The organism is Streptomyces sp. NPDC002773, from assembly GCF_040295605.1.
In the GTDB taxonomy this organism is placed as follows: Bacteria; Actinomycetota; Actinomycetes; order Streptomycetales; family Streptomycetaceae; genus Streptomyces.
Genome location: NZ_JBEOVO010000016.1, coordinates 162,219 through 172,389, shown reverse-complemented (window position 1 = coordinate 172,389; position 10,171 = coordinate 162,219). Strand labels below are relative to the sequence as shown.

Genomic DNA, 10,171 nt, shown 5'->3' with positions numbered 1-10,171 from the left:
CCGCGCGCGGCTGGCTCGGCGGGCCGGGGCGGCGGGACTGCGCGACGACCGCCGCCCCGCTCACCGCGCCGCTGCTCACCGCCCTCGCCTGTGCCGCGCTCGCCGCGGCGACCGGCGGGCCCCGGCCCGAGCTGGTGGTCTGGCTGCTCGGCGTGCCCTTCGCCGTGCTCCTCGCCAGTGTCGACGCGCGCGTGCACCGGCTGCCGGACGGGCTCACGCTGCCGCTCGCCGCCGCCGTCCCCGTCCTCCTCGGTGCCGCCGAGCTCCTGCCGTACGACGCGGGCTCCTGGCTCCACGCGCTGCTCGGCGCGCTGGCTCTCGGCGGTGCCTATCTGGTGCTGTTCCTCATCAACCCGAGCGGTCTCGGCTTCGGCGACGTCAAGCTGGCGCTGCCGCTGGGCGCCGCCCTCGGCTGGTACGGCTGGGGTGTCCTCTTCGCCGGAGCCTTCGCGGGCTTCCTGCTCGGCGCGGTGTACGGCCTCGGGCTCGTCCTGCTGCGCCGGGCCGGCCGCTCGTCCGCGATCCCCTTCGGGCCCTTCATGCTCGCGGGCGGGCTGCTCGGCCTGCTCCTCGGCGCCTTCACCGCGCTCCCCTAGGAGCGCCTCTCAGGCCGCCCGGCGTCAACGTCTTCCCGCCCCGGAGGTCCCTCTTCGGAGGGACGGAAGTCCGCCGCCACGCCGGGGCGCAAACCCGCCACAGGGCCCCGCACCCCTTGTGCCGACTGGGATCCGGCGAATTCACCGAGGTTCGTACGGCGTACGTGGCGCGCAACACGACTATCGAAGGGTTATGGTGGAAACCCCCCCTCGGGCCGGTCCGTATCCCCCCCACGGACCGGCCCGTTTTTTCTTTCCCGCGCCCCGCACCGCGCCCCGCACCGCGCCCCGGCGGAGACGCCTCAGCCCCGGCCGGCCCAGATGTTCGTGCCCCGGGTGTCCACGGCGAACGAGTCGATCTCCACGAGTTCCGCGTCGGTCAGCGGCGGGCCCGCGAGCGCGGCCACGTTCTCCTCCAGCTGGGCGACGCTGGACGCGCCGATCAGCGCCGAGGTCATCCGCTCGTCGCGCAGGACCCACGACAGCGCCAGCTGCGCGAGCGACTGCCCGCGGCGCGCCGCGATGTCCGCGAGGCCGTGCAGGCGCCGCAGCACCTCGTCGGAGAGCAGGTTCGGGTCGAGGGACTTGCCCTGGGTGGCCCGCGAGCCCTCCGGGATGCCCTTCAGGTACTTGTTGGTGAGGAGCCCCTGCGCCAGCGGCACGAAGGAGATGCAGCCCATGCCGGCGTCCTCGAGGGTGTCGAGGAGGCCGTCCTCCTCGGTCCAGCGGTTGATCATCGAGTACGAGGGCTGGTGGATGAGGGCCGGCACTCCCATGTCCCGCAGGATGCGCGCGGCCTCGGCGGTCTGCTCGCTGTTGTACGAGGAGACACCCACGTACAGCGCCTTGCCCTGCTGGACGGCGGAGGCCAGGGCCCCCATCGTCTCCTCAAGAGGGGTGTGCGGGTCGAACCGGTGCGAGTAGAAGATGTCGACGTAGTCGAGGCCCATCCGCTTCAGGGAGGCGTCGAGCGAGGAGAGCAGGTACTTGCGGGAGCCCCACTCGCCGTACGGGCCGGGGTGCATCTCGTAGCCGGCCTTCGTCGAGATGATCAGCTCGTCCCGGTACGGCGCGAAGTCCTGGGCGAAGAGCTTGCCGAAGTTCAGCTCGGCGGAGCCGGGCGGCGGGCCGTAGTTGTTCGCCAGGTCGAAGTGGGTGACGCCGAGGTCGAAGGCGCGGCGCAGGATCGCCCGCTGGGTGTCGAGCGCGCGGTCGTCGCCGAAGTTGTGCCAGAGGCCGAGCGAGACCGCCGGGAGCTTCAGGCCGCTGCGGCCCGAGCGGCGGTACTCCATGGCGTCGTAGCGGTCCGCGGAGGCGCGGTACAGGGAGGAATCAGTCACGTATCTCTGCTTATCACGGACTTGTGACAGTCCCGGACTGGGAGCCCGTCGCCCGTGCGCAGTAGTCTGGCGCCTTGCGGACCGCCGATGCCGGGCGGGCCGCCGCTGCACAGAGGGGTAAAGAACGGTGAACCTGCGCGACCTGGTGTACGGGCTCTACGCACGCCGGGTGGAAGGCCGCCTCGACCATGACCAGGTGCCCAAGCACATCGGGGTCATCCTCGACGGGAACCGCCGCTGGGCCAAGGCGTCCGGCGGGACCCCCGAGCAGGGGCACAAGGCCGGCGCGGACAAGATCCAGGAGCTGCTCGGCTGGTGCGCCGAGACCGACGTCGAGGTCGTCACGCTCTGGATGCTCTCCACGGACAACCTGAACCGGCCCGAGGAACAGCTCGTACCGCTGCTCGGCATCATCGAGAACGCCGTGCGGGCGCTGGCCGCCGACGGCCGCTGGCGGGTCAACCACGTCGGCACGATGGACCTGCTGCCGGCCCGTACGCAGTCCGTCCTGAAGGAGGCCGAGCAGGCCACCCACGCCAACACGGGGATACTCGTGAACGTGGCCGTGGGCTACGGCGGCCGGCAGGAGATCGCGGACGCGGTCCGCTCGCTCCTCATGGAGCACGCGGGGCGGGGGACGAGCTTCGAGGAGCTCGCCGAGATCGTCGACGTCGAGCACATCTCGGAGCACCTGTACACGCGCGGTCAGCCCGACCCGGACCTGGTGATCCGCACCAGCGGCGAGCAGCGTCTGTCCGGCTTCATGCTGTGGCAGAGCGCCCATTCGGAGTACTACTTCTGCGAGGTGCACTGGCCGGCCTTCCGCAAGGTCGACTTCCTGCGCGCGCTGCGTGACTACGCCGCCCGGCACCGGCGTTACGGAACCTGAGGCGGGGCGCCCTCGGAGCGCCCCGGACCCGGTCGGAACCGATCACCTCGTGTTCATGAACACGTCGTCATATGCCGTGGCATGGCAAGGCCTGATCGAGGGCATATCCCTGGTGAAGTGAGCGGCACGGAGACCGCCACCCGGGAGGCCCCTTGCACCAGGACGACCGTGCGGGACACGTACGGGAGAAGCGGAGGGCCGTGGTTCGGCCCGCGCATGGCGGCCTGAGCCCGGTCCCATTCCGCCGCGACACCGGTTCCGTCGCACCCCGACCTCACAGGGGTCTTCCGAGGGGGTCTGTCCTTCCGTGGTGACCAGCACGAAGCGCCGCCTTTCCGACCGGCGCACCTATGTTCTCGACACCAGCGTCCTGCTGGCCGATCCCAACGCCGTGTCACGCTTCGAGGAGCACGAGGTAGTGCTTCCGATCGTCGTGGTGACGGAGCTGGAGGCCAAGCGGCACCATCCCGAACTCGGCTACTTCGCCCGGCAGGCCCTGCGCCTCCTGGACGACTTCCGGGTCCGGTACGGGCGTCTGGACGCCCCGCTCCCCATCGGGGACCTGGGCGGCAGCCTGCGTGTCGAACTCAACCATTCCGACCCCGGTGTACTGCCCGCCGGCTACAGGTTGGGGGACAACGACTCACGGATCCTCGCGGTCGCGCGGAACCTCCAGGCGGAGGGGTACGACGTCACGGTCGTGTCCAAGGACCTCCCGCTGCGCATCAAGGCCTCCTCGGTGGGGCTCCTCGCCGAGGAGTACCGCGCCGAGCTCGCCATCACGGACGCCAACGGCTGGACCGGGATGTCCGACCTCGCGCTCTCCGGGGAGCAGGTGGACCTGCTGTACGACCAGGAGTCGCTGTACGTGCCGGAGGCCGCCGAGCTTCCGGTCCACACGGGTCTGGTGCTCCAGTCCGAGCGCGGCAAGGCGCTCGGCCGGATCACCGCCGAGGGGAACGTACGGCTCGTCCGCGGCGACCGGGAGGCCTTCGGGCTCCGCGGCCGCAGCGCCGAGCAGCGGATCGCGCTCGATCTGCTCCTCGACCCGGACGTCGGCATCATCTCGATGGGCGGCCGGGCCGGCACCGGCAAGTCCGCGCTCGCGCTCTGCGCCGGCCTGGAAGCGGTCCTGGAGCGCCGTCAGCACCAGAAGGTGATGGTCTTCCGTCCGCTGTACGCGGTCGGAGGCCAGGAGCTCGGGTACCTGCCGGGCAGCGAGTCCGAGAAGATGAGCCCGTGGGCCCAGGCGGTGTTCGACACGCTGTCCTCGGTCGCGAGCCGTGAGGTGATCGAGGAGGTGCTCGGCCGCGGGATGCTGGAGGTCCTGCCGCTGACCCACATCCGGGGGCGTTCGCTCCACGACGCGTTCGTCATCGTGGACGAGGCCCAGTCCCTCGAGCGGAACGTCCTGTTGACCGTTCTGTCCCGAATCGGGGCGAATTCGCGGGTCGTTCTGACCCATGACGTCGCCCAGCGGGACAACCTGAGGGTCGGCCGGTACGACGGAGTCGTCGCCGTGATCGAGAAACTGAAGGGGCATCCGCTCTTCGCGCACGTCACCCTCACCCGCTCCGAGCGCTCCCAGATCGCCGCGCTCGTGACGGAGATGCTGGAGGACGTTCAGATCTGACCCGATTCGTACGGGTCCGCACCCGTACGGAAGTTGGCGCCGCCCGGCAGAGCGCAGGAGCTTAGCCGGGCGGCGCCGTGCTGTCCGCCGTAACACCGAAAACACCTGCCTCACCGGGGTGTGAGCTTTCACACGCAACGGAGAATTGCCTTGCGGTGTCGCCGTCCGGCAAAGTCTTGCTTCCGTCAGGCCCCGCATACGGCACCCGTGCACCCTCTGGGCGCACAACCCCCGCACAACTCAACAGCCGTCCGCCGTATGCCGCCCACAGCACCACGGGCCCGTGTCTCCTGTGACCCCGTACGTCGGAGACCAGCGCCAGGGGCACGATTTCGCCCGTGTGGTCACCGATGCGGGCGATGCTGGAAGGAAACCGTGTGAGCCGGATCTCGGTCCGGGGATTCGCGGTGGCTTCGGCCACTGCGGTCACCACCGTCGGCGCCGTCATGGGCGTTGCGTCGGGTAACGCCGCTCAGTCCTCGGACGACAACTTCGAGGCCGCCGCGGCCGACACGACGCTGCTCGCGGACATCCCCGTGGGCGAGCAGGCCCAGGTACAGGTCGCGTCCCTCTCGGAGCAGGCCGACGTCCAGGCCGCCGCTGCCGACTCGGCCGCGAAGAAGTCCGCGGAGGAAGCGGCCCGTCTGCGCGCCGCCAAGGACGCCGAGGCCAAGAAGGAAGCGGCCGACAAGGCCGCCGCCGAGGCCGAGGCAGAGGCGAAGGCCGAGAAGGAGCGCAAGGAGGCGGAGGCCGAGCGCGCCAGCCGCTCCTCGGTGCGCGACGCCTCGTCGTTCTCCGCCCAGGGCTCGTACTCCATCTCCGAGGTCAAGGCGATGGCCCGCCAGATGATCCCGGCCTCGCAGTTCCAGTGCTTCAGCACCATCGTGGACCACGAGTCCAGCTGGAACTACCGCGCGGTCAACCCGTCTTCGGGCGCCTACGGTCTGATGCAGGCCCTGCCGGGCTACAAGATGTCCTCGGCCGGCTCGGACTGGCAGACCAACCCCGCCACCCAGATCAAGTGGGGCCTCAGCTACATGAACGAGCGCTACGGCAGCCCCTGCGACGCCTGGACGTTCTGGCAGGCCAACCGCTACTACTAGTATCGGCGTGCTCAACCTTCGAGAGCCCCTCACCGTCCTACGGTGAGGGGCTTCTTGCGTGTAGGTTCGAAGGCCCATGGGATCGCCGGGGGAGCGCGCGGGGAAGACCAGCGGGGGAAGAGGGAAGAGATGCCGAGAGTGCCAGGGTGGCTGGGCCGACTGGGCGAGAGCCTGAGCCGCATGGGTGAACGGCTCGACGAGCGCAGGGCCGAGGCCGAGCGCGAGGACCAGCTCCACCCGCCGTACGAGGGCCCGGTGGAGCGCCCCGCCGACCGCGCCCACCCGGACGCGGTCGCACCCGCCCGCCCGAAGACGCGTCCGGCCACGCCCGCACGCCCGGAGGAAGACCCGGACACCGCGAGCCCCCTCCCGGACACGGCCGCCGTCGCGGCCACCGAGCCGGGTCCGTCCGTCCCCGCGCCCCCCTCGTACGCGCCGGCCGTCGCCGCCCGGCCCGACCCCGTCGCCGCCATCCCCTGGGGCATGCGCGTCGCGGCGGAGGCGAGTTGGCGCCTCCTCGTCTTCGCCGGCACGGTCTGGGTGCTGATGAAGGTGATCAGCTCAGTCCAGCTGGTCGTCCTCGCCTTCGTCGCCGCACTGCTCGTCACCGCGCTGCTCCAGCCCACCGTGGCCATGCTGCGCAGGAAGGGCCTGCCCCGCGGTCTCGCCACCGCCGTGACCGCCGTCTCCGGCTTCGTCGTGATGGGCCTGGTCGGCTGGTTCGTGGTCTGGCAGGTCATGGACAACATCGACAACCTGTCCGACCAGGTCAAGAACGGCATCGAGGAGCTCAAGCTCGCGCTCCTCAACAGCCCCTTCCATGTGACCGAGCAGCAGATCAACGCCATCGCGAAGAACCTCAGCGACTCCGTCGGGGCCAACGCCGAACAGATCACCCAGGTCGGACTCCAGGGCGTCACCGTCGTCGTCGAGACGATGACCGGCATCCTGCTCGCCATGTTCTCGACGCTCTTCCTGCTCTACGACGGGAAGAAGGTGTGGGAGTGGACGCTGAAGCTGGTCCCCGCCCAGGCCCGGCCGGGTGTCGCCGGCGCCGGCCCGCGCGCCTGGCGCACCCTCACCGCCTATGTGCGGGGCACGGTGCTGGTCGCCCTCATCGACGCCGTCTTCATCGGCCTCGGGCTCTACTTCCTCGACGTGCCCATGGCCGTGCCGCTCGCCGTCTTCATCTTCCTGTTCGCCTTCATCCCGCTGGTCGGCGCGGTGATCTCCGGCGCCCTCGCGGTCGTCGTCGCCCTCGTCACCAACGGTCTCTTCACCTCCCTCATGGTGCTCGTCGTCGTCCTCGCCGTGCAGCAGATCGAGGGCCACGTCCTCCAGCCGTTCATCCTCGGCCGCGCGGTACGGGTCCACCCGCTGGCCGTCGTCCTCGCCGTCGCGGCCGGAGGTCTGACCGCCGGCATCGGCGGCGCCGTCGTCGCGGTCCCGCTGGTCGCCGTCTCCAACACGGTGGTCGGCTACCTGCGCGCGTACACCACGGAACAGGCGCTCCGCAGCGCGCCGGAGCCGCGCGGGGCGACCGCGTTCGAGGTGGCGCCCACGCCTGCGCCGGGCTCGGCGGCCGGCCCCCGGAGCGGCACGTGATATCGGAACCGGAGCTGGTCGGCGGAGTGGAGTTCGAGGCCCCCGAGGTCCTCACCGAGACCCCGCCGCCCCGCCCGCCCCGGACCCGCCGCCCCTGGCTGTGGGCGCTCGGCGGCGCGGTGGCGGCCTCGGCGGTGTGGGGCGGCGGACTCTACGCGTACGACCGGGAGCAGGAACCGGGCCCGGACCTCGGCGGATACAAGCCGGTGGCCGACCTCTGCGAGGTGGCGGAGCTCAAGGCCCTCGGAACGGTCCTGGGGAAGAAGAGCCAGGACGGAGCCGGTCTCGGCGTGGACGAACCGGCGATGAGCGAGTCCTCGTGCATGGTCGTCTTCGGGCCGTTGGAGACCGGGCAGAGCCTCGACATCACGTACACCCTGCACAAGACGGTCGACCCGGAGCCCGAGTTCGCGGTGCGGGCACGGCAGCACGGCGTGATCCAGGAGCTCGACGGCATCGGTGAGCAGGCCTTCTTCGACAGCCACAGCGGAGAGGGCGGAACCCTGCGGATCCTCGACGGCCAGGCGGAGATCACGATCAACCTGTACCGCCAGTACCACGAGGTGAACGGGGTCCCGGTCGAGAGCGAGCGCCTCGACCTCTCCGGGATCGACGTCCCGATGAGCCAGGACGCGCTCGCCCTCATGGCGGCGCTCAAGAAGTGACCGGCCGGAAGTGGCGGAAGGGCCCCGGGGCGTGCTGCCCCGGGGCCCTTCTCGTACGTACGACGGTTACGCCTACTCGGCGAGGACCGCTTCCGCGTCGAGGGTCACGCCGACCGCCTGGATCACCGCGGCGATCTTCACGGCCTCCTGGATGGTGGCGCGGTCGACACCGGCCTGGCGCAGGACCTGCTCGTGCGAGTCCAGGCACTGGCCGCAGCCGTTGATCGCGGAGACGGCCAGCGACCACAGCTCGAAGTCGACCTTCTCGACTCCCGGGTTGCCGATGACGTTCATCCGCAGACCGGCGCGCAGCGTCCCGTACTCGGGGTCCGACAGCAGGTGCCGGGTCCGGTAGAAGACGTTGTTCATCGCCATGATCGCGGCGGCGGACTTGGCGGCCTGGTACGCCTCGGGCTTCAGGTTGGCCTGGGCCTCGGGCTCCAGCTCCTTGAGGACCTTCGGCGAGCGCGAGGCGATCGCGCAGGCGAGGACGGTGCCCCAGAGCTGCTGCTGCGGCAGCTCGCTGTTGCCGATGACCGAGCCGAGGTTCAGCTTCAGGTCCTTGGCGAAGTCCGGTATGGCGGACTTGAGTTCGTCGAGAGCCATGTCAGATCACTCGCCCGACAGGAGGGCGCCGGCGTCGAGGGTGCCCTCGCCCTTGTTCCAGTTGCACGGGCACAGCTCGTCGGTCTGCAGGGCGTCGAGCACCCGCAGGACCTCCTTGGGGTTACGGCCGACGGAGCCGGCGGTCACCATGGTGAACTGGATCTCGTTGTTCGGGTCCACGATGAAGACGGCACGCTGGGCGAAGCCGTCGGCACCCTCGACGCCGCAGTCGCGCATCAGCTCGTGCTTCGAGTCGGCCAGCATCGGGAAGGGCAGGTCACGCAGGTCGGCGTGGTCCTTGCGCCAGGCGTGGTGCACGAACTCGGAGTCGCCGGAGACGCCGAGGATCTGGGCGTCGCGGTCCGCGAACTCGTCGTTCAGCTTGCCGAAGGCGGCGATCTCGGTGGGGCAGACGAAGGTGAAGTCCTTCGGCCAGAAGAACACCACGCGCCACTTGCCCTCGTAGGACTTGTGGTCGATCTGCTCGAACTCCTTGCCGCTCTCCAGCGACACGCAGGCGGTCAGGTCGTAGGCGGGGAACTTGTCACCGACAGTGAGCACGCGCTCTCCTTGCGAACAGGAAGGGTCCCTTTTGGGGGCTTCCGTGGGGGTTGGACGAGATCACAGCATGGCACGGAGTGCATTGATCAGTGAAATAGCTAGAGTGGGTCGTGTTGATCGAAGGTGGTTATCAGTGGCGTCCCCGTACAGCTCCCCGTACAGCTCCCCGTACAGCCCTCCGCACGGCCCGACCCGAGGCAAGCAGCCGAGCCTCTCGCAGCTCAGGGCGTTCGCGGCGGTCGCCGAGCATCTGCACTTCCGCGATGCGGCGGCCGCCATCGGCATGAGCCAGCCCGCGCTCTCGGGCGCGGTTTCGGCACTCGAAGAGGCACTCGGTGTCCAGCTCCTTGAGCGTACGACGAGAAAAGTGCTGCTCTCGCCCGCCGGGGAGCGGCTCGCGGCCCGCGCGCGGGCGGTCCTCGACGCGGTCGCGGAGCTGATGGAGGAGGCGGAGGCCGCGCAGGCGCCGTTCACCGGGGTGCTGCGGCTCGGTGTGATCCCGACGGTCGCCCCGTACCTGCTGCCGACGGTGCTGCGCCTGGTCCACCGGCGTTACCCGGACCTCGACCTCCAGGTCCACGAGGAGCAGACCTCCTCGCTCCTGGAGGGGCTCGCGGCCGGGCGGCTCGACCTGCTGCTGCTCGCCGTGCCGCTCGGGGTGCCCGGCGTCACCGAACTCCCCCTCTTCGACGAGGACTTCGTCCTGGTCACCCCCCAGGGGCATCCGCTGGCCGGGCGGGACGACATCCCGCGCGAGGCTCTCAAGGAGCTGCGGCTGCTGCTCCTCGACGAGGGGCACTGCCTGCGCGACCAGGCCCTCGACATCTGCCGCGAGGCCGGGCGCACGGGCGGCGCCGAGGTCACCACCACCGCGGCGGGGCTCTCCACGCTGGTCCAGCTGGTGGCCGGCGGTCTCGGCGTGACCCTGCTGCCGCGCACCGCCGTCACGGTCGAGACCGCCCGTAACAACGCCCTGTGGACCGGGCTCTTCGCCGAACCGGCCCCCGCCCGGCGGATCGCCCTCGCGATGCGGACGGGCGCGGCCCGGCACGCCGAGTTCGAGGAACTGGCGGAGGCCCTGCGCGGCGCGATGAGGGGGCTTCCGGTACGGGTCCTGGGCGCCGGTTCCTGAGACGTGCGCCTCTGCGGGTGTCGGGCGCCGGCTCCTGAGAC

10 protein-coding genes are annotated in these 10,171 nt (G+C 70.6%); 7 read left to right on the top strand and 3 right to left on the bottom strand.

Annotated elements, in window-relative coordinates; translation table 11 throughout:
* The coding region (locus ABT034_RS20940) for a prepilin peptidase (RefSeq protein ID WP_351217272.1) at window positions 1-596 on the top strand (596 nt) is incomplete at its 5' end.
* Window positions 597-898: 302 nt separating this feature from the next.
* On the opposite strand, the gene mgrA is transcribed toward ABT034_RS20940, so the two are convergent.
* Window positions 899-1,936: an L-glyceraldehyde 3-phosphate reductase gene (gene mgrA, locus ABT034_RS20935; RefSeq protein ID WP_351217270.1), complete on the bottom strand. Its 1,038-nt coding sequence runs from the start codon at window positions 1,934-1,936 to the stop codon at window positions 899-901.
* A 127-nt stretch (window positions 1,937-2,063) separates the two neighbouring features.
* On the opposite strand from mgrA, the gene ABT034_RS20930 reads away from it, so the two are divergent.
* The 5 genes from ABT034_RS20930 to ABT034_RS20910 all read left to right on the top strand — a co-directional run bounded on the left by ABT034_RS20930 (window position 2,064) and on the right by ABT034_RS20910 (window position 7,831).
* Entirely contained in the window at window positions 2,064-2,825 is a 762-nt protein-coding gene (locus tag ABT034_RS20930; RefSeq protein WP_351217268.1) for an isoprenyl transferase, read from the top strand.
* Window positions 2,826-3,132: 307 nt separating this feature from the next.
* Window positions 3,133-4,458 carry an RNA 5'-3' helicase PhoH2 gene (gene phoH2 / locus ABT034_RS20925; protein WP_351217266.1) on the top strand — a complete coding sequence of 442 codons (1,326 nt, stop codon included), beginning with the start codon at window positions 3,133-3,135 and terminating at the stop codon, window positions 4,456-4,458.
* A 377-nt stretch (window positions 4,459-4,835) separates the two neighbouring features.
* Window positions 4,836-5,561, top strand: a complete 726-nt coding sequence (locus ABT034_RS20920) for an aggregation-promoting factor C-terminal-like domain-containing protein (RefSeq protein WP_351217264.1) — start codon at window positions 4,836-4,838, stop codon at window positions 5,559-5,561.
* Window positions 5,562-5,690: 129 nt separating this feature from the next.
* Window positions 5,691-7,166, top strand: a complete 1,476-nt coding sequence (locus ABT034_RS20915; RefSeq protein ID WP_351217262.1) for an AI-2E family transporter — start codon at window positions 5,691-5,693, stop codon at window positions 7,164-7,166.
* Complete coding sequence (locus tag ABT034_RS20910) at window positions 7,163-7,831, top strand: hypothetical protein (protein WP_351217260.1); 669 nt, start codon at window positions 7,163-7,165, stop codon at window positions 7,829-7,831. The genes ABT034_RS20915 and ABT034_RS20910 overlap by 4 nt, the downstream gene beginning before the upstream one ends.
* 72 nt (window positions 7,832-7,903) lie before the next feature.
* On the opposite strand, the gene ABT034_RS20905 is transcribed toward ABT034_RS20910, so the two are convergent.
* Window positions 7,904-8,437: an alkyl hydroperoxide reductase gene (locus tag ABT034_RS20905; protein ID WP_073809246.1), complete on the bottom strand. Its 534-nt coding sequence runs from the start codon at window positions 8,435-8,437 to the stop codon at window positions 7,904-7,906.
* A 6-nt stretch (window positions 8,438-8,443) separates the two neighbouring features.
* The gene (locus ABT034_RS20900) at window positions 8,444-8,998 is read right to left on the bottom strand and encodes a peroxiredoxin (protein ID WP_351217258.1); all 555 of its coding nucleotides are present in this window, start codon (window positions 8,996-8,998) and stop codon (window positions 8,444-8,446) included.
* Between the two features lie 133 nt (window positions 8,999-9,131).
* Between ABT034_RS20900 and ABT034_RS20895 the strand changes: the two genes are divergently transcribed.
* Window positions 9,132-10,130 carry a hydrogen peroxide-inducible genes activator gene (locus ABT034_RS20895; RefSeq protein WP_351217256.1) on the top strand — a complete coding sequence of 333 codons (999 nt, stop codon included), beginning with the start codon at window positions 9,132-9,134 and terminating at the stop codon, window positions 10,128-10,130.
* The last annotated feature ends 41 nt before the right edge of the window (window positions 10,131-10,171 follow it).

Excerpts from the sequence above, each read along its gene's own strand:
- ABT034_RS20905 (WP_073809246.1), bottom strand. The coding sequence starts at position 8,437 with ATGGCTCTCGACGAACTCAAGTCCGCCATACCGGACTTCGCCAAGGAC.
- ABT034_RS20915 (WP_351217262.1), top strand. The coding sequence starts at position 5,691 with ATGCCGAGAGTGCCAGGGTGGCTGGGCCGACTGGGCGAGAGCCTGAGC.